Origin of the sequence: Microbacterium ginsengisoli (assembly GCF_000956535.1) — a bacterium.
In the GTDB taxonomy this organism is placed as follows: Bacteria; Actinomycetota; Actinomycetes; order Actinomycetales; family Microbacteriaceae; genus Microbacterium; species Microbacterium ginsengisoli.
On record NZ_JYIY01000055.1, the window covers coordinates 1 to 21,700 of the forward strand.

Consider the following 21,700-nt stretch of genomic DNA (forward strand, 5'->3'; position numbering starts at 1 on the left):
CCCCCGGAGCGGTCGCGCGCCTCAGCCGCGGGCCGCGCGCAGCCCGGAGATGAGCCCCTCGAACGGCAGATCGGCGGCGCCGACCAGCAGGCGGTCGTCGCCGAGCGCCGCGACGCGCACCTCGACATCGGCGATGCCCGCCATCGTCTGGGCGCGCACGTCGGCGGTGAGTCCGGCGAGATCGACGTCGGCGAGGGCCGCGAGGAACCCGCCGAGGATCACCACCGCCGGGTTCATGACGTTCGCGGCGTTCGCGAGCGCCGTCGCGAGGATGCGGCGCTGGCGCGCGATCTCGAGGCGCCCCGAGGGTCCGGCGGCGGCCATCGCCTCGCCGAGGTCGGCGCCGTCGCCGGGCGAGACGCCGAGCGCCGCGAACAGGCGCGCCTGGGCGACTTCGTCCTCGAGCACCCCGTCGTCGGCACGGCGGTCGGCGGCGGCGATGATGCCCGGCCGGTTGTGGCCGAACTCCCCCGCGAAGCCGGCGGCGCCGCGGACGAGCACACCGCCGACGATGAGCCCGCCGCCGATGCCGCTCGCACCGCCGTTGAGGTAGACGATGTCGAACGCGTCGCGGCCGGCGCCGTAGCGGTGCTCGGCGAGGGCGCCGAGGGTGGCGTCGTTGGCGACGAAGGTCGGTACGGATGCCGCGTCCCCGACGCGCTGCGCGAGGGCGTCGTCGCGCCAGCCGAGGTGGGGCGCGTCGACGACGACCCCGTCACTGGAACGCACGAGACCGGGCACGGCGAGTCCGACGCCGATGACCCGGTGTGCCGCGGCATCCAGTGTCTCGGGGATCCAGCGGGCGACGAGGCCGGCGACCTCCGCAGCGGTCGGGGGTCGGCGGAACGGCACGCGCTCGCGCACGGCGAGGGTCTGGTCGAGGCGCACGGCGGCGAGGGTGACGGCATCGACTTCCGGGTTGACCGCGATCGCGACGGGCGCGGACGCGACGGTCACGACCGGCGAGGGGCGGCCGACTCCGCCGCCGGCACCGGGCAGCGACTCGGTGACGAGGCCGTCCGCGTCGAGCTCTGCGACGAGGGCGGCGATCGTGGAGCGATTCAGGCCGGTGGCCTGCACGAGCTCCGACCGGGTCTGCGCGCCGTCGCGACGCAGCAGGTCGAGCACGTGCGCGAGATTCTCCTCGCGCACGGCGGGAACGGATGCGGCCATGTCCCGAGTGTAGTATGTTGTCGCTCACAACAATTTGATGCGAAGGAGCACCATGACCACGCCCACCGCCGCCGACAAGTTCTCGTTCGGTCTCTGGACCATCGGCTACAACGGCGCCGACCCGTTCGGCGGCCCGACCCGTCCGGCCCTCGACGTGGTGCATGCGGTGGAGAAGCTCGCCGAGCTCGGCGCCTACGGGCTCACCTTCCACGACGACGACCTGTTCGCGTTCGGCTCGACAGACGCCGAGCGCCAGCACCAGATCGACCGCCTGAAGGGCGCTCTCGCGGCGACCGGCCTCATCGTGCCGATGGTCACCACCAACCTCTTCTCCGCGCCCGTCTTCAAGGACGGCGGCTTCACCTCGAACGACCGCCAGGTGCGCCGCTTCGCGCTGCGCAAGGTGCTGCGCAACCTCGACCTCGCCGCCGAGCTCGGCGCGAAGACCTTCGTGATGTGGGGCGGCCGCGAGGGCGCCGAGTACGACGCTGCGAAGGACATCCGCTCGGCCCTCGAGCGCTACCGCGAGGCGGTCAACCTGCTCGGCGACTACGTCACCGACAAGGGCTACGACATCCGCTTCGCGATCGAGCCGAAGCCGAACGAGCCCCGCGGCGACATCCTGCTGCCGACCGTCGGTCACGCACTCGCGTTCATCGAGTCGCTCGAGCGCCCCGAGCTCGTCGGCCTCAACCCCGAGGTCGGACACGAGCAGATGGCGGGCCTGAACTTCGCCGCCGGCATCGCCCAGGCGCTGTACCACGGCAAGCTCTACCACATCGATCTCAACGGCCAGCGGGGCATCAAGTACGACCAGGACCTCGTCTTCGGCCACGGCGACCTGCACAATGCGTTCGCGCTGGTCGATCTGCTCGAGAACGGCGGCCCCGACGGCGGCCAGGCGTACACCGGCCCCCGCCACTTCGACTACAAGCCCAGCCGCACCGAGGACGAGAACGGCGTGTGGGACTCCGCCGCCGCCAACATGCGCACCTACCTGCTGCTCAAGGAGCGCGCCGCGGCCTTCCGCGCCGACCCCGAAGTGCAGGAGGCCCTGCAGGCTGCCCGCGTGCTCGAGCTGCAGACGCCCACCCTCGGCGCGGGCGAGAGCTACGACGACCTGCTCGCCGACCGCAGCGCCTACGAGGACTTCGACGCGAGCGCCTACTTCGGCGCCCGCGGGTTCGGCTTCGTGCGTCTGCAGCAGCTCGCGACCGAGCACCTGCTCGGCGCGCGCTGACCGGCGGCGGGGAGAACGGCGATGGCGCTCGTCGCGGGCGTGGACTCGTCCACGCAGTCGTGCAAGGTGCTGATCGTGGATGCCGCGACCGGCCGGGTCGTGCGCGAGGGTCGCGCGTCGCACCCCAACGGCTCGGAGGTCGACCCGGAACGGTGGTGGGAGGCGCTGCAGGAGGCGATCGCCGCCGCCGGGGGTCTCGACGACGTCGAGGCGTGGGCGATCGGCGGCCAGCAGCACGGCATGGTGGCGCTCGACGCGACCGGTGAGGTCGTGCGGCCCGCGCTGCTGTGGAACGACACCCGCTCGGCGGGCGCCGCCCGCGATCTCATCGCCGAGTTCGGCGCCGACGACCTCGCCCAGCGCTCGGGCGTGGTGCCCGTGGCATCCTTCACGATCACCAAGCTCCGCTGGCTGCGCGATCACGAGCCCGAGGCCGCCGCCCGGGTCGCCGCGGTCGCGCTGCCGCACGACTGGCTCACGTGGCGGCTGCGCGGCTTCGGGCCGGTGGCAGGCGCCGAGCCGCGCTTCGACGAGCTCGTGACCGACCGCTCCGACGCGTCGGGCACGGGCTACTGGAACCCCGCGACCGGGGACTACGACCGCGACCTGCTCGTCGCCGCGCTCGGCCATGACGCGCGTCTTCCTCGCGTGCTCGCTCACGACGAGCAGGTGACGGATGCCGCGGGCCGCCGCGTCGGTGCCGGCGCCGGCGACAACGCGGGCGCCGCGCTCGGCGTGGGCGCCGTGCCCGGAGATGTGATCGTGTCGATCGGCACGAGCGGCACCGTGTTCGGCGTGAGCGCCGAGCGCACGATCGACCCGACCGGCACGGTGGCGGGGTTCGCCGCCGCAGACGGCAACTTCCTGCCGATCGTGGTGACCCTGAACGCCGCGCGGGTGCTCGACGCGATCGCGCGACTGCTCGGCGTCGACCTCGACGAGCTCAGCCGACTCGCCCTCGCCGCCCCGGCGGGAGCTGCGGGGCTGCGACTCATCCCCTATTTCGAGGGTGAGCGCACGCCCAACCTGCCCGACGCGACGGCGAGCCTCGAGGGCATGACGCTCGCCTCGACGACGCGCGAGAACCTCGCGCGCGCAGCGGTCGAGGGCATGCTGTCGGGACTCGGCGCCGGCATCGACGCGCTGCGCGGCCTCGGGGTACCGGTGAACCGGGTGCTGCTCATCGGCGGCGCCGCGCGGTCGGCGGCCGTGCAGCAGATCGCGCCGCTCGTGTTCGGCGTGCCCGTCGAGGTGCCCGAGCCCGGCGAGTACGTCGCGCTCGGCGCGGCCCGCCAGGTCAGCTGAACACGGGGCGGCTCGGCGGGTCAGGCGCTCAGCGGCTCAGCGGCTCAGATCGGCGGATGCCGCGGCCGCCGCGTCGATCAGCAGCGGCACGACGGTCTCGGCGAGGCGTTCGGCGGTGCCGGCCCCGCCCGAGGTCGCTACGTTGACCGCGGCCACGGCCCGGTCCGCGCGGTCGCGCACCGCGACCGCGGCGGAGACGAGCAGCGGCTCGAGCTCGCCGTCGACGATCGCGTACCCCTGCGCGCGCACCGCGGCGAGCTGACGCGCCACCTCCGCCGGGGCGTGGCGGTCGCCGGAGGCGGCGATCCGCGCGAGCGCGTCGGCCTCGTCGAGGTCGGCGAGCAGCACCCGCCCCATGCTCGTCGCGAACGCGGGGAACCGGGTGCCGATCGTGATGCGCACGCTCATGATGCGGCGGGTCGGCACGCGGGCGATGTAGACGATGTCGCCGCCGTCGAGCACGGATGCCGACACCGACTCGTCCACCTCGCGCGAGAGGCGTTCGAGGTGGGGCTGCACGAGCTCCGGCAGGGTGAGCGACGACAGGTAGCTGAACCCGAGGTCGAGCACCCGGGGCGTCAGCGCGAAGGTGGCGGCCGCGGCATCCGTCCGCACATAGCCGAGGGTCTCGAGCGTGCGTAGGAACCGTCGCGCGGCCGCGCGGGGGATCTCGGTGCGCCGGGCGACCTCACTGAGGGTGAGCTGCGCGTGATCGGCGTCGAAGGCGCGGATGACGGCGAGCCCCCGGGCGAGCGACTGCACGAAGTCCTCGGACGCGCGCGCCGTCGGCGTCGGGCGGCGTCGCGTCGATCATCGCTCTATCTTTCCAGCACCACCGCGAGGCCCTGACCGACCCCGATGCACAGCGCCGCCACGGCGACGCCGCCACCGCGACGGGCGAGCTCGTGCGCGGCGTGACCGAGCACCCGACCGCCGGAGGCCCCGAGCGGGTGACCTATCGCGATGGCGCCACCGTGCACGTTGACCTTCGCGGGATCGAGGTCGGGCCAGCCGGCGATGCACGCGAGCGACTGCGACGCGAACGCCTCGTTCAGCTCGACCACGTCGCCGTCGGCCCAGGTGCGTCCGGCGGCGGCGAGCGCCTTGTTCGCCGCTTCGATCGGCGCGATCGGGAACACGTCGGGGTCGACCCCGTGGGTCGCCCGGCCCGCGATGCGCGCGAGCGGCTCCGCCTCGATCTCACCCTCGGCGGCGAGCAGCACCGCGGAGGCGCCGTCGTTGATCGAGGAGGAATTGCCCGCGGTGACGCTGCCGTCGGCGGCGAAGAGGGCTGTGATCTCGGCGGTGATGGCCGCCTGGGTGGCCTGGTCGGGGGCCGCGAGCAGCGATTCGGGCGCCGCCGCGGTGCGTTCGCTCGTCATGGTGTCTCCTTCGACGATCCGTGGGGATGCCAGCGTCGCACCGCGCGCTCGCGCGCCGAGGAGACGTTCTCAGTGAGTGAGAATCATGCGTCGGGGCGGAGCGCTCGCGACAGCTCTCGCGCCGCCTGCGTCACCATCGGCGCAAGGCGCTTCTCGAGGGCGTCGCCCGCGTGCGCGACCACCCCGATCGCGGCGGGGGGCAGCCCGGTGAGGGGTGCGAGCGGCGCCGCGACCGAGATGTTGCCGAGCGTCATCTCCCCGTGGGTCGATGCCCACCCGCGTGCGCGGGCCCGCGCGAGGTCGGCGCGCAGCGCCTCGGGGTCGGTGATCGACCGGGACGTCTCGGGCAGGAGGGGCACCGCCAGGTAGCGGTCGAGCCACGCCTCGTCGCGCCCCAGCAGGATGGCCTTGCCGACCCCGGTCGTGTGCAGCGGATGCCGCCCGCCCTCCCGGCCGAGCGTGGGCACCGAGGCGCGTCCGGTGATGCGTCCGGCGAACACGATCTCGGCCCGCTCGGGCGGCACGTCGACGTCGAGCACCGCGAGGTGCACGTTCTCCCCCGTCGCCTCGTAGAGACGCACCATGTGCGGCAACGCGACCTCCCGCAGCCGCACGGCGACCGGCGACAGCTCGCCGAGCTCCCACAGCCGCGTGCCGATGGCGTAGCGCGCCTCACCGACGGCGACGAGCCATCCTTCGGCGACGAGGGAGGCGACCAGTCGGTGCGCGCTCGAGAGCGGGATGTCCGCGCGCGCGGCGAGCACCGCGACCGGCAGCGACGGCTCGTCCTCGTCGAACGCCGCGAGCAGCCGGGTCACGCGACCGAACACCGTCTCTGTCATGGCCTCACGCCTCGAGGGTGAGCCCCGCCGGGATCGGCTCGATGCGCTCGCGCAGCTCGAGGATGCGTCGCGCGTGGGTGTGCAGGCGCACGTCCTCGGCGAGCTCGGGCAGCCACTGCGGCACCGGAAGCGCCTCGCCGTCCGGTGAGGGCACGACGAACACGCTCATGCAGAGCGTCGCGAGGCGCCGCTCGTGGGGCGTGCGCGGGTCGCCGGTGAGCACGCGGCTGACGACGTGCGCGCTGCGCGCGCTGGTGTAGACGATGCGGGCGTCGATCTCGACGAGGTCGCCGATCGAGATCGGCGTGAAGAAGTGGATGCCGCCCGAGTAGGCCCCGACCGCGGCGCTGGCCTCGGCGCCGTCGCGCACCCACGCCGCCGTGACCGCGTAGGCGGCCTCGTCCATCCACCGCATCACCGTGCCGCCGTGGGCTTTGCCTCCCCAGTTGACGACGCCGGGCGGCACGAGGAAACGCAGCGTCGTGCGGGGGGCGGCCGAGGCATCCGTGTATTCCTCGTCGAGCATGAGCGACTTGATCTCGGTGCGCGAGGCGATGCGGTCGAGCGCGAGGCGCTGCAGCTCGGCGTCCGCGGCCGACACGGGGCTCCACGCCGGCACGGGGGCCGGCCGGCCGTCGGCACCCTTCGCGACGAAGACCAGGATGCACGTGGTCGCCGGGGTGTACTCGCGGGTGCTCACGTCGGCCGAGGCGACCGTGGCGACGATGTGCATGCTCGTGGTGCCGGTGTGCACGATGCGGGCGCTCACCTCGATGAGACTGCCCGGCGGGATCGGACGCCGGTGGCGCATGTTGCCGACGTACGCGGTGACGCAGTAGCCGCCGGCCCAGCCGACCGCACACGCATAGGCGGCCTTGTCGATCCACTCCATGACGCTTCCGGCGGCCACCGAGCGTCCGCCGGCGGCGGTGTCGCCGGGGGTGGCGAGGAAGCGCAGCGTGATCCGGTCATCACGACCGGCGGCGGGATGGGCGAGCGCAGCGGGCTCCGCGTCGGGGGTCACGCACGACAGCGTAGTGAGTCGGATGCCGCGGCCCGCGGCATCCGCGCGCTCTCACCGCCCGCACAGCGCCGAGCCCGAGGCCCGGCGCTCCTAGACTGACGGGTGTGACCGGTCCTCTCACCGCCCCCATCCGCACGTCCCGCGACCACGCGTGCCTCATCGTGTACGGGCCGGACAAGGCCGGGGTCGTGGCGGCCATCACGGCGCTCATCACCCGCCACGAGGGCAACATCGTCTCCCTCGATCAGTACTCCGACAACCCGCAGGGCGGGGCGTTCTTCCAGCGGGTGGTGTTCCACCGGCCGAACCTGACGGCGGCGCTGCCGAGCATCGAGGAGGACCTCGCAGAGACCCTCGCCCCCTACGCCATGGAGTGGCGGCTGACCGACCAGTCGATCCCGAAGCGCATGGCAATCCTCGCGTCGACCTCCGACCACTGCCTGCTCGACCTGCTGTGGCGTCACCGCCGCGGCGAGCTGCCGGTGTCGATCCCGATGGTCGTCTCGAACCACACCAACACGGCCGACGACGTGCGCTCGTTCGGGGTGCCGTTCTTCCACGTGCCCTCGCAGGGCGCCGACAAGTCGGCGGCCGAGGCCGAGATCCTGAAGCTGCTGAAGGGCAACGTCGACTTCGTCGTGCTCGCCCGCTACATGCAGATCCTGTCGGGCGACTTCCTCGCCGAGCTCGGGGTGCCGGTCATCAACATCCACCACTCGTTCCTCCCCGCCTTCATCGGCGCCGACCCGTACCGCAAGGCCAAGGAGCGCGGCGTGAAGCTCATCGGCGCGACCTCGCACTACGTGACCGAGGATCTCGACGAGGGCCCGATCATCGAGCAGGACGTCGTGCGCGTCACCCACGCCGACACCCGCACCGACCTGCAGCGCCACGGCGCCGACGTCGAGCGCGCCGTGCTCTCCCGCGCGGTGCTGTGGCACGCGCAGGACCGCGTGATCCGCCACGGCAACCAGACGATCGTCTTCTGAGGCGGGCGCGGCGTGGGCCGCGGCATCCGCCTCGGAACGGTCAGAACACGTACTCCATGAGCTCGAGCCCGAGCACCCGGAACGCGTCGTGCGCCCGCAGCCGGTGCGCGATCGACAGGTCGTCGAAGCAGACCGTCAGCGCATAGGACACCCCCGCGCGGGGACCGGCGAGCACCCCCGCCTCGGCGCGCACGCCGTCGCCCCGGCCGGTCTTGTTCAGGAACAGCAGACCATGCTCGTCGCCCTCGTGAGCGAACGGGTCGAGCCCGGTGACGGATGCCGCGAGGCTCAGGTCGTGCCCATGGCTCAGCCACTCCGACACCTGCGCACTGACGGCGGGTGTCACGACGCGGGAGTTCACGAGGTCGGCGAACAGCCGCGCGTACTCGCGGGTCGCGCCGAGCGCGACGTGCGGGGCGTCGTCGGGGCCGCGCCGGTCGCGGAAGGCGTCCATCATGGCCGAGCGCGACAGCCCGAGCTGCTCGAGCCGCACCCGCACGGCGGGGAGTCCGATGCGGGCGAGCAGCGCGTTCGCCGCGAGGGCGTCGCCGGTGGATGCCGCCAGCACCGCGAGGTCGACGACGGGCAGCGACGGCGCGGCGAGATGCTGCCAGGTTCCCGGCCCCGCGACCGCGGGGAGGCTCGTGCGGTCGACCACCTCGTAAGGGTCGAGGCGGTTCTGGTCAATCTGCGCCGCCACCTCCACCAGAAGAGGCACGACGCCGAGCCCCGCGATCGGCAGGCTCACGTAGTCGTCACCGACGAGCACCGCGCTGCCGCGGTCGAGGTCGTCGACGTGCACCGACACCTGGGCGCCCGCGACGGCGAGGGCGTCGAGCGCCGCCATGGTCGACGTGAACGAGCGTCGCCCCACGGCGACCCGGCGGCCCGACCGGCTCGCCGCGCGGCGGCGCCCGGGCGACGCCTCGGCGCCCCGCGCACGATCAGGAGTCGGTGCCACGGTGGGCTCCCTCCCGTCGGGTGCGGTGCGCGCGCACGGCGACTGTCAGCATCCGTTCGCGTGAGGCCATGCCAGCACGGCCGGGTTACCAGATGGTGACGCGCTCGCTCTCGGGGAGCCAGAGCGCATCGGTCTCGGTCACGCCGAACGCCGCGTAGAAGGCGTCGACGTTGCGCACGATCTGGTTGCAGCGGAACTCGTTGGGCGAGTGCGGGTCGATCGTCAGCAGCCGGATGGTCTCGGCGTCGCGACCCTTCTGCTGCCAGATCTGCCCCCAGCTCAGCAGCAGCCGCTGGATGCCGGTGAACCCGTCGATCTCGGGAGCGGGCTCGCCGCCGAGCGAGATCTCGTAGGCGCGGATCGCGATACCGAGGCCCCCGAGGTCACCGATGTTCTCGCCGATCGTGAGAGCGCCGTTGACGTGGTTCTCGGGAGCGAGACCCTGCGGCACGAGCTCGTCGTACTGGGCGATGAGGCTCGCCGTGCGCTGCTCGAACGCCGCACGGTCGGCGTCGGTCCACCAGTCCCGCAGCGACCCGTCGCCGTCGTACCGGCTGCCCTGGTCGTCGAACCCGTGGCCGATCTCATGGCCGATCACCGCGCCGATGCCGCCGTAGTTGGCGGCTGCGTCGCGATCGGCGTCGAAGAACGGGTACTGCAGGATCGCCGCCGGGAACACGATCTCGTTCATGAGCGGGTTGTAATAGGCGTTGACGGTCTGCGGGGTCATGAACCACTCGTCGCGGTCGATGGGCCCACCGACCTTGCCTAGCTGCCGGTCGTGCTCGACGACGTGCGCGCGGCGCACGTTGCCGACCACGTCGGCGGGGTCGACGACGAGTGCCGAGTAGTCCTTCCACCGCACCGGGTAGCCGATCTTCGGGGTGAAGGCGTCGAGCTTGGCGAGCGCGCGCTCACGGGTCTCGGGGCTCATCCACTCGAGGGTCGCGATCGACTGGCGGTAAGCCTCGATGAGGTTCGCGACCAGCTCGTCCATGGCGACCTTCGCCTGCGGCGGGAAATGCCGCTCGACGTAGACGCGGCCGACGGCCTCGCCGAGCGCGGCCTCGACGAGGCTGACGCCCCGCTTCCACCGCTCGCGGTTCACCGGCACGCCGGTGAGCTGCGTGCCGTAGAACGAGAAGTTCTCGGCCACGATCTCCTCGGTGAGGAACGGCGCCGAGCCGTGCACGATCGCGTAGCGCAGCCACGACTTCCAGCCCTCGAGGTGCGCGTCGACGAGCAGTGCGCCCATACCCTCCAGGAAGCTCGGCTGCTGCACGACGACCTCGGCGAACGCATCGGGATGCCCCGGCGCGAGCGCCGAGCGCCACGGCTCCAGGTCGACGCCCACGAGCGACTGCACCTCGTCCCAGGTCTTCAGGTTGTAGGTGGCGACCGCGTCGCGGCTGCGCACGTTGTCCCAGTGCGCGGCGGCGATCTCGGTCTCGAGCGCGACGATGCGGTCGGCCTGGGCCGCGGCATCCGTCACGTCGACGAGGCCGAGCAGACGCTCGATGTGCTCGCGGTACGCGATGCGGGTCTCGCCGAAGTTCTCGAGCCGGTAGTAGCTCTCGTCGGGGAGGAACAGCCCGCCCTGCACGAGGAAGGGGACGTAGCGGGTCGGGTTGCCGGGGTCGGGCTCGACGTAGAGGTCGATGAGTCCGCGCACGCCGTCGCGCTCGAGCTCGCCGATCGCGATCAGAAGGTCCTCGACCGAGCCGATCGCGTCGATGCGGGCGAGCTGCGCCGAGATCGGCGCGAGGGATGCCGCGGCGATGCGCTCGGTGTCCATGAAGCTGGCGTAGAGGTCGCCGATCTTACGGGCCTCGGTGCCGGGCTCGGCCTGCTGCGACTCGGTGATGATCGCGGCGACGTCCTTCTCGGCCCGCTCGGCGATGAGGTGGAACGAGCCCCAGCGGGCCTTGTCGTCGGGGATCGCGGTGCGGTCGAGCCAGGCGCCGTTGACGTGGCGGAACAGGTCGTCCTGCGGGCGGATCTCGGTGCTCAGTTCGCCGAGCTCGAGACCGGAGCGGAGGTCTGCAGACATGGGCTCCACCCTACGCCGCGCACTCATGGGTCGGCCGGGAGTTGCGCACATCCGCGCACCCGCGTCCGCCGTGTCGGCGCCGCGCGGTACTGTCGCGTCGGGCCCGCACCGGCGGGCGGAGAAGAGGTCAGGATGTCGACACTCACCGCACGCGACGGCGCCACGGCGCTGCTCGTGGTCGACGTGCAGAACGGCGTCGTCGACGGAGCCCATGACCGCGACGGCGTGGTCACCCGCATCGCCGGGCTGGTCGCCCGCGCGAGACACGACGGCGTGCCCGTCGTGTGGGTGCAGCACTCCGAGGACGGCGAGCTCGAGCAGGGCACGGAAGCGTGGGAACTGGTGCCCGAGCTCGTGCCGGCCGACGGCGAAGCGCACGTGCACAAGCGCTACGGCGACTCGTTCGAGGGCACCGACCTCGACGACCTGCTCGCCCGGCTCGGTGTCGACCGTCTGGTCGTCGCGGGCGCCGAGACCGACGCCTGCATCCGCTCGACCATCCACGGCGCGTTCGCGCGCGGCTACGACACGGTGCTCGTGAGCGACGCCCACACCGCCGGCGACAAGACCGCGTGGGGCGCGCCGAGCGTTCCCGACGTCATCGCGCACACGAACCTCTACTGGTCGTTCCAGTCGGCTCCCGGCAAGTCGGCCGGCACCGCCACGGCCGGCGAGGTCGCCCTGGGTCGGTGAACGACCCCGTCGCCCGCGGACTCTCCCTACGCTGAGCGCATGACCGCACGCGGGGCCACGCTCAACCGGCAGATCCTCGCGCTCGCGGTGCCCGCACTCGGCGCGCTCGTCGCCGAGCCGCTGTTCCTCATCGTCGACGCGGCGCTCGTCGGCCACGTCGGCCTCGACGCCCTCGCGGGTCTCGGCATCGCCTCAGCGGTGCTGCAGACGATCGTCGGGCTCATGGTGTTCCTCGCCTACGCGACGACGCCGGCGGTGGCGCGGCGGTTCGGCGCGGGCGACCCGGGCGCCGCCGTGTCGGCGGGCATCGACGGCATGTGGCTCGCGGTGAGCCTGGGCGCGGTGCTCGCGCTCGCGGCATCCGTCGCGTCGCCGGGCATCGTGGCCCTCTTCGGCGCCTCGCCGGAGGTGACCGCCGCGGCCGACACCTACCTCGCGATCTCGGTGTGGGGGCTGCCAGCGATGCTCGTCGTATTCGCAGCGACCGGCCTGCTGCGCGGCATGCAGAACACGGTGGTGCCGCTGTGGGTCGCCGGGTTCGGCTTCGCCGCGAACGCCGGACTCAACGCCCTGCTCATCTACGGGCTCGGGTTCGGCATCGCGGGCTCGGCGCTCGGCACCGTGCTCGCGCAGTGGGGCATGGTGGGCGTGTACGTCGCCGTCGTCGCGCGGCTCGCCCGCCGGCATGCGGCATCCGTCCGACCGCAGCGCGCCGGCATTACCGGATCGGCACGGCTCGGCGGGTGGTTGTTCCTGCGCACGGTGTCGTTGCGCGCGGCCCTGCTCGCGACCGTCGCGGCGGCGACCGCGCTCGGCACCGCGGAGCTCGCCGCCTGGCAGGTCGCGTTCACGATCTTCTCGACAGCCGCATTCGCGCTCGATGCCCTGGCGATCGCCGCGCAGGCGCTCGTCGGCAAGAGCCTCGGCGCGGGCGATCGGGTGCTCGTGCGCCACGTGCTGCGGCGGACGGTCGCGTGGGGCGCGTGGTTCGGTGTCGTCGTGGGCGCCGTGATCGCGGCCCTGTCGGGCGTGCTGGGCGGCCTGTTCACCGGGGACGCCTCGCTCTCGCCGCTCGCGCAGCCGGCACTGATCGTGCTGGCGATCGCGCAGCCGCTGTGCGGGGTGGTGTTCGTGCTCGACGGCGTGCTGATGGGAGCCGGCGACGGCCGCTACCTCGCGGTGGTCGGGGTGCTCAACCTCGTGCCCTTCGTGCCACTGCTCGTCGTGCTGGCGCTCGTCGGCGCGTCGGGGGCCGCTGGTCTCGCCTGGCTGGCCGTCGCGTTCTTCGGGGTCTACATGCTCGCCCGGCTGGTGACGCTCTCCCGCCGTGTGCGCGGCACGGCGTGGATGACTGTCGGGGTCTAGATCGGATGCCGCGGGCTCGCTGACCCGCAGACCGTGATCAGTCGGCGGCGACGGGCTGCGGGATGGGCGTCACGTCGGCGCGCACCGCGGGCATCGCGAGGGCGACCAGCATCATCGCCGCGACCGTGACGAGCACCGCCACGAACACCGCGGTTCCGGCGGCAGCGGCACCCGCGGCATCCGTCTCGGCCCGTCCGGCGAGGGCGGCCGTGCTGATGGCCCCGAAGATCGCCGCGCCCACGGCGCTGCCGATCGAGCGTGCGAACATGTTGGCGCCGGTGACGACGCCGCGCTGGCTCCACTCGACGCTCGCCTGCGCGGCGATCAGGCTCGGGGTGGCGACGAGGCCGAATCCGAAGCCGGTGACGATGCAGCACAGCGCCACGAGGGCGACCGAGGGCCACGCCGAGGTGATCGCGAGCGCGGCGGTTCCGACGATGGCGATCGTGAGCCCGATGAGAACCGTGGGCTTGAAGCCGATGCGCAGGTAGAACACCCGCCCCGACATGCTCGCCGCGATCGGCCAGCCGATCGTGAGGGCGGCGACGGCGAAACCCGCGATCAGCGGGATCGCACCCGCCGCGTGCTGCAGGTAGCCGGGCACGAACGAGGTCAGGCCGATGAGGCCGGCGCCGATGCCGAGCGAAATGAGCGAACTGCTCCAGATGAGGCGTCGCCCCATGAGCGCGAGCGGCAGCACGGGCTCGGCCGCGCGTCGTTCGACGAACACGAACACGATCAGCAGCACCGCCGCGGCGACGAACACGCCGATGCTCGCGGGCGAGTCCCATGCCCACGCGACGCCGCCTTCGAGCACACCGAGGATCGCGAGGCCCGCGCCGCCCATGATCAGCAGCGACCCGGCGACGTCGATGCGGTGCCGCGGCGCGTCGGCGCGCCGCACCCCGGGTTCGTGGAAGTTGCGGGCGATGAGCCAGAGCGCCGCGATGCACAGCGGCAGGTTGACCCAGAAGATCCAGCGCCAGATGCCCAGCTGCGCGAAGATCCCGCCGAGCGCCGGGCCGACCACGCTCGCCGCCGCCCACACGCCGGCGATGTAGCCCTGCACCTTGGCCCGCTCGGCGATCGTGTAGATGTCGCCGGCGATCGTGATCGCCATGGGCTGCACCGCCCCCGCGCCGAGACCCTGGATCGCGCGGAAGACGATCAGCGCCGGCATCGACCAGGCCACCGCGCACAGCACCGAGCCGAGCAGGAAGAGGGCGATGCCGACGATCATCACGGGCTTGCGCCCGATCGTGTCGGCGAGCTTCGAGTAGATCGGCACGGTGATCGCCTGCGCGAGCAGATAGATGGAGAACAGCCACGGGAACTGGCTGTAGCCGCCGAGGTCCTCGACGACGCTCGGCACGGCGGTCGCGAGGATGGTCGCGTCGATCGCGACGATGCCGGTCGCCACCATGAGCGCCAGCAGGATGGGGCCGCGTTCCGACCTGAGACCGACGCCGTCACTCATGCGCACTCCGTTCCGCGGCATCGCCGCCGGTGAGCACAAGCCGCGAGGAGCCCGGGGTATTCCGCGGCATCCCTCAGCCGGCGTGACGCCGGCACCACTCGTACATGATGATCGCGGCGGCGGCCCCGGCGTTGATCGAGCGGGTCGACCCGTACTGGGTGATCTCGACCGTTGCGGATGCCGCGGCGAGCGCCTCGGGCGAGAGCCCCGGCCCTTCCTGTCCGAACAGCAGCACGCAGCGCTCGGGAAGGTCGGCCCGGTCGACGGGCACCGACCCGTCGACATTGTCGATCGCGATGACCGGCAGCTGCGCGGCGGCGGCCCAGGCGGTGAAGGCGGCGATGTCGTCGTGGTGCACGACGTGCTGGTAGCGGTCGGTGACCATGGCGCCGCGGCGGTTCCACCGCCGGCGCCCGATGATGTGCACGGTGTCGGCGAGGAACGCGTTGGCGCTGCGCACGATGGAGCCGATGTTGAGGTCGTGCTGCCAGTTCTCGATGGCGACATGGAACGGATGCCGCCTCTCATCGAGGTCTGCGACGATCGCCGCCATGCGCCAGTACCGGTAGCGGTCGATGACGTTGCGGCGGTCGCCGTCGGCGAGCAGATCGGGGTCGTAACGGTCGTCGTCGGGCCAGGCGGCGCCGCCTCCCGGCCAGGGACCGACGCCGTGCGCGAGTTCAGGCTCGTCAGGGTCGGCGGGGCTGTCGGTCACGGCTTTCACGGTAGTCGTCGCCCGGGGCGCCGAGGGTTTTCGGCATGCCGAAAAATGGGTAAGGTTTCGGCATGCCGAAAACTACGCGCAGCACGGCCGAGGTCGCCCTCGACCGGGTGCCGGCGCGCACCGCGCAGCCGCGGCTCGTGCTGCTGCTCGGCCCGGCGCTCGTCGCGGGGGTCGCTTACCTCGACCCGGGCAACGTCGCGAGCAACATGTCGGCCGGTGCCGCCTACGGCTATCTGCTCGTGTGGGTCATCGTCGCGGCGAACCTCACCGCCTGGCTCGTGCAGTATCTGTCGGCGAAGCTCGGCGTCGTCACCGGCGCGAGCCTGCCCGAGGTGCTCGGCAGCCGCATCCGCTCGCCGTGGGGACGACGCGCCTACTGGCTGCAGGCCGAGGTCGTCGCCATGGCCACCGACGTCGCCGAGGTCATCGGCGGCGCGGTGGCGCTGCATCTGCTGTTCGGCCTTCCGCTCGTTCTCGGCGGGGCCATCACCGGCGCGATCTCCCTCGGCGTGCTCATCGTGCACAGCCGCGGCGGCGCCCGACGGTTCGAGCTGACGATCGCCGCGTTCCTCGTCGTCATCGTGGTGGGCTTCTCAGCGGGCGTGCTCATCGCCCCGCCCGACGCGGCCGGGGTGCTCGGCGGGCTCGTGCCGCGCTTCCAGGGCACCGACTCGGTGCTGCTGGCCGCGTCGATCCTCGGGGCGACGGTCATGCCGCATGCGATCTACGCGCACTCGGCGCTCACCCGCGACCGCTTCCACGGCACGCCGACGACGTCGCTCCCGCGCCGGGCGTCGACGCTGACGGATGCCGCCACCCGCCGCATCCTCGTCGCCACGCGCTGGGACGTCTCTATCGCGATGATCGTGGCCGGGTCGGTCAACCTCGTGATGCTGCTGATCGCGGCCGTCACCCTTCCGGGCGCGGCCGGAACCGACACCCTGGAGGGCGCGTACGCGGCGATCCGCGACAGCCTCGGCCCGATCATCGCGGTGCTCTTCGCGGTCGGGCTCCTCGCCAGCGGCCTCGCCAGCACGTCGGTCGGAGCGTATGCGGGCTCGGAGATCATGCACGGCCTCCTGCGCGTGCGGGTGCCGCTCGTCGCCCGCCGCATCGTCACCCTCGTTCCGGCGCTCGCGATCCTCGGGGCGGGTGTCGACCCGACCTGGGCGCTCGTGCTCAGTCAGGTCGTGCTGTCATTCGGCATCCCGTTCGCGATCGTCCCGCTCGTGTGGCTGACCTCCCGCCGGTCTGTGCTCGGCACCCACCGCAACCGGGGAGTGACGATCGCGCTGGGGGCCGCGGCATCCGTCCTTCTGGTGGCGTTGAACGCCGTGCTGCTCGTGCTGGTCGCGACGGGCGCCGGATAACCTGGATGCCGTGTCCCCCGCGTCCTCGTCGAGTCCGGCCGTCGACGACTACCTGAAGACGATCTACCAGCACACCGAGTGGCAGCCGGACCGCATCACTCCCTCGCAGCTGGCGACCGTGCTCGGCCTCGCCCCGTCGAGCGTGACCGAGATGGTGCAGAAGCTCGCCGCCGCGGGTCTCGTGCGGCACCGCCCGTACGGCCCGATCGAGCTGACCAACGGCGGACTGCGCCGCGCCGCGCAGATGGTGCGCCGCCACCGTCTCATCGAGACGTGGCTCGTGCAGGAGTTCGGCTACAGCTGGGACGAGGTGCACGACGAGGCCGAGGTGCTCGAGCACTCGCTGAGCGACCGGCTGCTCGAACGCATCGACGCCCGGCTCGGGAGGCCCCGGTTCGATCCGCACGGCGACGCGATCCCCGATGCCGACGGCGAGGTGGAGCGCGAGCCGTTCGTGCTGCTCGCCGAGGCCGAGACCGGGCATCGCGGACGGGTGCTGCGCGTGAGCGACTACGACCCGGCGCTGCTGCGCGCCCTCGAGCAGGCGGGGGTCGATGTGGGGCACACCGTCACGGTCGTGACCGCGGGCGCGAGCCCGGTGGTGACGCTCGACGGAGCCGCGGCGGCGCTTCCCGACGGCGCGGCGACGGCGGTCTGGCTCAGCGCCTAGCGCCGCGCCGCACGGCGGCCCGCACCGACATCGCACCGCCGCGACCGGGCGCCCTCAGCGGCGCGCGGCCTCGAACGGCCAGCGCAGACGCGTCGCGTTCTCGCACGTCACCCAGTACCGCTCCGCGACGGCCGGATCCTGGGTGACCTTGGCGGGAGCTGCGAGCCGCGGCGGTCCGCTCGTCACCCGCGCCGGTCCCCAGAACTGCCCGCCGACGACGTCGGGATCGACGAGCGCACGCACGAGCGGCCAGGCGCCGTGCTCCTTCGACTGGGTGAGGGGCGATTGGAGGTTGTCGACGAACCGGCCCAGGCGACTCGGCTCATTGACGCCCTGGATGCCGGCGGTGCGCCCGCTGACCGAATAGCCCGGGTGGGCGATGACGCTCGCGACCGGCACGCGCTCGGCGCGCAGGCGACGATCGGCCTCGAGGCCGAGCGCGGTGGTGGCGATCTTCGACTGCACGTAGGCGCGCCAGCCGGAGTAGCCCGAGGCGAGCTGCGGGTCGACGGGATCGATGCGCCCGAGCGAGGTCGACATGCTGCCGAGCCACACCATCCGGCCGCGCGCGGCCGCGAGCGTGCGCAGCAGGGCGCCGGCGAGCGCGAAATGGCCGAGCGCGTTCGTCGCGAACACCAGCTCGTTGCCGTCGAAGGTCGTCTGCCGGTGTCGCGGCGGGTGCACCATGCCGGCGTTGAGCAGCAATCCGTGCAGGCGCCCGCGATGCCGCACGGTCGCGGCGGCCGCACGCACCGAGCCCAGATTGGAGGTGTCGAGCAGCAGCGTCTCGATCGTGCCGCGATGCGGGGCATCCGCCGTGCGACCGAGCACGGCAGCCTTCGCCGCCGACAGCCGGTGCGGGTTACGGCCGGTCATGATGACGTGGGCGCCGCCGCGCACGAGCTGCTCGCACGAGAAGTAGCCGAGCCCGGCGTTGGCACCCGTCACGAGATAGCTGCGCCCGCGCAGATCGGGCAGGTGCAGGGGGTTCCACTCGGCCGCTCTCGCGCTCACGGCTACGACCTTACGCCCGGGCCGTTTCACGGCGATGACGGATGCCGCACCCTAGGCTGAACACATGCGTACACGTGCCGACGTCGAGTGCTGGCTGACCGACATGGACGGGGTTCTCGTGCATGAGAACCAGGCGATCCCCGGAGCCGCCGAACTGCTCGCCCAGTGGACCGACACGGGCACGCCGTTCCTCGTGCTGACGAACAACTCGATCTTCACGCCGCGCGACCTGAGTGCCCGCCTGCGGGCATCGGGGCTCATCGTGCCCGAGACCGCGATCTGGACGTCGGCGCTCGCGACCGCCGACTTCCTGAAGGCGCAGGCGCCGGGCGGATCGGCCTTCGTGATCGGCGAGGCCGGCCTCACCACGGCGCTGCACGAGGCGGGCTTCATCCTCACCGAGACGATGCCCGACTACGTCGTGGTCGGCGAGACCCGCAACTACTCGTTCGAGGCGATCACGAAGGCGATCCGCTACATCGCCGCGGGTGCCCGCTTCATCGCCACGAACCCCGACGCGACCGGCCCGTCGGTCGACGGCATCCTGCCCGCGACCGGCGCGATCACCGCCCTCATCACGAAGGCGACCGGCCGCGAGCCGTACGTCGTCGGCAAGCCGAATCCGATGATGTTCCGCTCGGCGCTCAACCGCATCGGCGCCCACTCCGAGTCGACCGGCATGATCGGCGACCGCATGGACACCGACGTGGTCGCCGGCATCGAGGCGGGACTGCACACGGTGCTCGTCATGACCGGCATCAGCGACCCCGCCGAGATCGAGCGGTTCCCGTTCCGTCCTGACGAGGTCCTCACCTCGGTCGCCGACCTCATCCAGCGCGCCCCCGTCGAGTCGGACCTGCCCGAGGTCGACTGAGCCGCGGCATCCGCCCGTCGTCACCGAGAGCGGATGCCTCGCCTCAGCGCAGCACGAGGGTCAGCGCGCGAAGAGCCGCGAGAACAGACTCGTCTTCTCGTGTCCCTGGCATCGCTGGGACTGGGGAATGCCCCGCATGACCTGGTCGACGTGCTGCCCGCAGCCTCGCCAGGTGGTTTTGCCGCAGGTGCGGCAGGTGACGGTCGTGCACATGATGCTCTCCGTAGGTGTTCGTGGGTGTGGTGCTGTTCGCCGAGCCCGTCAGGCGAGCATCAGGAAGAGCTTCTCGAGTTCGTCGGTGCTCAGCCCCGGCTCGGCGCTCTCGGGATCGGCGAGGCACTCCTTCATCGCCGTCGAGACGATCGCGAATCCCGCACGGTCGAGCGCGCTCGAGACGGCGGCGAGCTGGGTGACGATGTCACGGCACGGCTTGTCCTGCTCCACTGCGGCGATCACCGCATCGAGTTGTCCTCGCGCGCGACGCAGGCGGTGCAGGATGCGCTTCTGCGCTTCGGGGTCGTCAGTCTTCATGGACATCCTCTCGGGGGTGATCGGTCGACGGCGCCGCCGCCGGATTCGACTCGCGCCCGGCTTCGTCGGAACGCCGGCGTCGGCGCGAGATCGGGGAGTCGACGCAGCGACCGGTGATGGCGGAGAAGGCGAGCAGCAGCCCGCCGGTTGCGGCCGGAATCGCCGCCCAGGGCTGGTCCGACAGGCCGGCAGCGGCCGACAGGAGGACGACGGCACCTGCGGTGTACACAGCGCGCTCGCCGGGCGGCGCGGCGCAGACCGGGAGCCGCGGCATCCGGTCACGCATGCTGCATCGCCTCGGGCCGCTCGAGGATCTCGCTGGCCTCGCCGCCCCACCATGCACGGAGGGTGAGCATTCCGCCCGAAAGCGATGCCGAGTCGAACCCCTCTTGCGCGAGGACCCGATGAGCAATCGCCGAACGCACCCCGGATTGGCACATCACGCGGATCGGACGGCCGCCCGCGGCCGACCGAACCTCCTCGATGCGCCCCCGCAGCTCGGTGTGCGGGATGTGCATCGCGCCACGTACTGCGCCTGCGGCGACCTCTGCCGCCGTGCGGACGTCCAGGAGAAGCGCCCGGTCGAGTACCGCGGCGAGCTCGTCGGCGTACCAGAGGCGCAGTGCACCGGTGCGCACGTTCTCACCCAGCATCCCGGTGAGGTTGACGGGGTCCTTCGCCTGCCCGAACGGCGGCGAGTATGCGAGGTCGAGGTCGATGAGGTCCTCGACCGAGAGCCCGGCGCGAATCGCTGTCGCAAGCACGTCGATCCGCTTATCGACGCCGTCCCGTCCTACGGCTTGGGCCCCCAGAAGACGACCGTTCGATGTCGCCGCGTGCACGACGAGGTGCACCTGTGTGGCGCCGGGGAAGTATCCGGCGTGCTGGTTCGGGTGGAGGTGCAGGGTGACGTAGTCGACCTCAGCCGCGTCGAGCGCCTGTCGGTTCGCCCCGGTCAGCGCGGCGACCTGGTCGCCGACGCGAACGATCGCCGTGCCCGTCGGCGCCGGCAGCATGCGGGCGTGCTCGGGCCGGAAGATGGCGTCGGCGACGAGGCGTCCGGCGCGATTGGCGGGGCCGGCGAGGGCGATCGGCCGCCGTGCGCCGGTCACCCCGTCGACACTGAGCACAGCGTCACCGACGGCCCAGACGTTCGGGACTGTCGTTCGACCGTGCCCGTCGACGATGATCGCTCCGCGCTCGCAGCCCACGCCTGCCGCCTCGAACACTTCGGTGTCCGGCCGCACGCCGACAGAGAGAACGACGAGATCAGCGGCGAGTCTGGCTCCGTCGCTGAGGATGACGACGTCCTCCTCATCGTGTTGCTCGATGGCGTCGGCTGCGACGCCGAGGTGCAGATCGACGCCCAGGGCACGAAGCTCGGCAGTGACCACAGCCGCGAGCTCTCGCTCGAGCGGCGGGAGGGGGTGGGAGGCGACGTCCACCAGGCTGACCGCGAGGCCGCGACGAGCGAGGACTTCCGCGGCCTCGATCCCGATGAAACCGGCACCGAGCACGACTGCGCGGCGGATGCCGCGGTCGACGGTGCGACGCAGCGACGTTGCATCGTCGACGGATCGGAGCGTGCGTACTCGCGGGGAGTCGAGACCGGGGATCGGGGGGCGCACCGACCGAGCGCCCGGGGCGAGGATCAGGTCGTCGTAGGCGATCTCATAGTCGCCGTCGATCGTGCGAACGCTGACGACGCGACGTGTGATGTCGAGACCGAGCACGTCATGTCCGGTGCGCACATCTAGTGCGAGCGCGGCCCGCAGCGAGCTCGGTGTCTGCACGAGGAGCGAGCTCTCGTCGGCGATCTCTCCTCCCACGAAGTAGGGCAATCCGCAGTTGGCGAAGGAGACATGGGCCCCACGCTCGAGCACGACGATCTCCGCGCGCTCGTCCAGTCGGCGGGCGCGAGCCGCTGCGCTCATGCCTCCGGCAACGCCCCCCACGATGACCAGGCGATGAGGTGCTCCGCTCTCACGCATCGGGGTGCCCCGGGCAGCGCTCCGA

Annotated in this window: 20 protein-coding genes and 1 pseudogene; 8 read left to right on the plus strand and 13 right to left on the minus strand. The window is 72.2% G+C overall.

What is annotated here, in order from left to right; genetic code table 11:
• Window positions 1-21: 21 nt before the first annotated feature.
• Entirely contained in the window at window positions 22-1,173 is a 1,152-nt protein-coding gene (locus RR49_RS02305; RefSeq protein ID WP_045246353.1) for an ROK family transcriptional regulator, read from the minus strand.
• A gap of 52 nt (window positions 1,174-1,225) precedes the next feature.
• Here RR49_RS02305 and xylA point away from each other — a divergent pair, with 52 nt between their 5' ends.
• Together xylA and xylB are read left to right on the plus strand one after the other, a co-directional pair.
• Window positions 1,226-2,413, plus strand: a complete 1,188-nt coding sequence (gene xylA, locus RR49_RS02310) for a xylose isomerase (RefSeq protein WP_045246355.1) — start codon at window positions 1,226-1,228, stop codon at window positions 2,411-2,413.
• A gap of 21 nt (window positions 2,414-2,434) precedes the next feature.
• Window positions 2,435-3,718 (plus strand): xylulokinase, encoded by a 1,284-nt coding sequence (xylB, locus tag RR49_RS02315; protein WP_045246357.1) that lies wholly within the window; start codon window positions 2,435-2,437, stop codon window positions 3,716-3,718.
• 36 nt (window positions 3,719-3,754) lie between these two features.
• Here xylB and RR49_RS02320 read toward each other — a convergent pair whose 3' ends face one another.
• The 4 genes and pseudogenes from RR49_RS02320 to RR49_RS02335 all read right to left on the minus strand — a co-directional run bounded on the left by RR49_RS02320 (window position 3,755) and on the right by RR49_RS02335 (window position 6,966).
• Window positions 3,755-4,480, minus strand: coding sequence for an IclR family transcriptional regulator domain-containing protein (locus RR49_RS02320; protein ID WP_045246359.1), 726 nt, complete (start codon window positions 4,478-4,480; stop codon window positions 3,755-3,757).
• Between the two features lie 56 nt (window positions 4,481-4,536).
• Window positions 4,537-5,016, minus strand: a pseudogene (locus RR49_RS02325) (thiolase family protein); the annotation flags it as partial.
• Window positions 5,017-5,183: 167 nt separating this feature from the next.
• Window positions 5,184-5,942, minus strand: a complete 759-nt coding sequence (locus tag RR49_RS02330; RefSeq protein WP_045246361.1) for an IclR family transcriptional regulator — start codon at window positions 5,940-5,942, stop codon at window positions 5,184-5,186.
• Window positions 5,943-5,946: 4 nt separating this feature from the next.
• On the minus strand, window positions 5,947-6,966 hold the full coding sequence (locus RR49_RS02335) for an acyl-CoA thioesterase (protein ID WP_048809380.1): 1,020 nt from the start codon (window positions 6,964-6,966) through the stop codon (window positions 5,947-5,949).
• 104 nt (window positions 6,967-7,070) lie between these two features.
• On the opposite strand from RR49_RS02335, the gene purU reads away from it, so the two are divergent.
• Complete coding sequence (purU, locus tag RR49_RS02340; RefSeq protein WP_045246362.1) at window positions 7,071-7,955, plus strand: formyltetrahydrofolate deformylase; 885 nt, start codon at window positions 7,071-7,073, stop codon at window positions 7,953-7,955.
• Window positions 7,956-7,995: 40 nt separating this feature from the next.
• On the opposite strand, the gene RR49_RS02345 is transcribed toward purU, so the two are convergent.
• Both RR49_RS02345 and RR49_RS02350 read right to left on the minus strand, forming a co-directional pair.
• Entirely contained in the window at window positions 7,996-8,916 is a 921-nt protein-coding gene (locus RR49_RS02345; protein WP_045246363.1) for a serine hydrolase, read from the minus strand.
• An 85-nt stretch (window positions 8,917-9,001) separates the two neighbouring features.
• Window positions 9,002-10,966 carry a M13 family metallopeptidase gene (locus RR49_RS02350; protein WP_045246364.1) on the minus strand — a complete coding sequence of 655 codons (1,965 nt, stop codon included), beginning with the start codon at window positions 10,964-10,966 and terminating at the stop codon, window positions 9,002-9,004.
• 132 nt (window positions 10,967-11,098) lie between these two features.
• Here RR49_RS02350 and RR49_RS02355 point away from each other — a divergent pair, with 132 nt between their 5' ends.
• Entirely contained in the window at window positions 11,099-11,659 is a 561-nt protein-coding gene (locus tag RR49_RS02355) for a cysteine hydrolase family protein (RefSeq protein ID WP_045246365.1), read from the plus strand.
• Window positions 11,660-11,698: 39 nt separating this feature from the next.
• A complete protein-coding gene (locus RR49_RS02360; protein WP_045246366.1) occupies window positions 11,699-13,024 on the plus strand; it encodes an MATE family efflux transporter in 1,326 nt (441 codons plus the stop codon).
• Between the two features lie 37 nt (window positions 13,025-13,061).
• On the opposite strand, the gene RR49_RS02365 is transcribed toward RR49_RS02360, so the two are convergent.
• Window positions 13,062-14,501, minus strand: a complete 1,440-nt coding sequence (locus RR49_RS02365; protein ID WP_045246367.1) for an MFS transporter — start codon at window positions 14,499-14,501, stop codon at window positions 13,062-13,064.
• A 73-nt stretch (window positions 14,502-14,574) separates the two neighbouring features.
• Complete coding sequence (locus RR49_RS02370; protein WP_045246368.1) at window positions 14,575-15,216, minus strand: TrmH family RNA methyltransferase; 642 nt, start codon at window positions 15,214-15,216, stop codon at window positions 14,575-14,577.
• A gap of 71 nt (window positions 15,217-15,287) precedes the next feature.
• On the opposite strand from RR49_RS02370, the gene RR49_RS02375 reads away from it, so the two are divergent.
• Together RR49_RS02375 and RR49_RS02380 are read left to right on the plus strand one after the other, a co-directional pair.
• On the plus strand, window positions 15,288-16,595 hold the full coding sequence (locus RR49_RS02375) for an Nramp family divalent metal transporter (RefSeq protein ID WP_045246369.1): 1,308 nt from the start codon (window positions 15,288-15,290) through the stop codon (window positions 16,593-16,595).
• Between the two features lie 10 nt (window positions 16,596-16,605).
• A complete protein-coding gene (locus tag RR49_RS02380; protein ID WP_045246370.1) occupies window positions 16,606-17,265 on the plus strand; it encodes a metal-dependent transcriptional regulator in 660 nt (219 codons plus the stop codon).
• 54 nt (window positions 17,266-17,319) lie between these two features.
• On the opposite strand, the gene RR49_RS02385 is transcribed toward RR49_RS02380, so the two are convergent.
• A complete protein-coding gene (locus RR49_RS02385; protein ID WP_045246371.1) occupies window positions 17,320-18,279 on the minus strand; it encodes an SDR family NAD(P)-dependent oxidoreductase in 960 nt (319 codons plus the stop codon).
• Window positions 18,280-18,343: 64 nt separating this feature from the next.
• Between RR49_RS02385 and RR49_RS02390 the strand changes: the two genes are divergently transcribed.
• Window positions 18,344-19,153 carry an HAD-IIA family hydrolase gene (locus RR49_RS02390; protein WP_045246372.1) on the plus strand — a complete coding sequence of 270 codons (810 nt, stop codon included), beginning with the start codon at window positions 18,344-18,346 and terminating at the stop codon, window positions 19,151-19,153.
• A 261-nt stretch (window positions 19,154-19,414) separates the two neighbouring features.
• Here RR49_RS02390 and RR49_RS02395 read toward each other — a convergent pair whose 3' ends face one another.
• The 3 genes from RR49_RS02395 to RR49_RS02405 are packed head-to-tail and all read right to left on the minus strand — an operon-like array spanning window position 19,415 to window position 21,675.
• The gene (locus RR49_RS02395; protein ID WP_045246373.1) at window positions 19,415-19,684 is read right to left on the minus strand and encodes a metal-sensitive transcriptional regulator; all 270 of its coding nucleotides are present in this window, start codon (window positions 19,682-19,684) and stop codon (window positions 19,415-19,417) included.
• Complete coding sequence (locus RR49_RS02400; protein ID WP_045246374.1) at window positions 19,674-19,970, minus strand: YgaP family membrane protein; 297 nt, start codon at window positions 19,968-19,970, stop codon at window positions 19,674-19,676. Before RR49_RS02400 ends, RR49_RS02395 begins: the two co-directional genes overlap by 11 nt.
• Window positions 19,963-21,675, minus strand: a complete 1,713-nt coding sequence (locus tag RR49_RS02405; RefSeq protein WP_045246375.1) for an FAD-dependent oxidoreductase — start codon at window positions 21,673-21,675, stop codon at window positions 19,963-19,965. The genes RR49_RS02400 and RR49_RS02405 overlap by 8 nt, the downstream gene beginning before the upstream one ends.
• Between the last annotated feature and the right edge of the window lie 25 nt (window positions 21,676-21,700).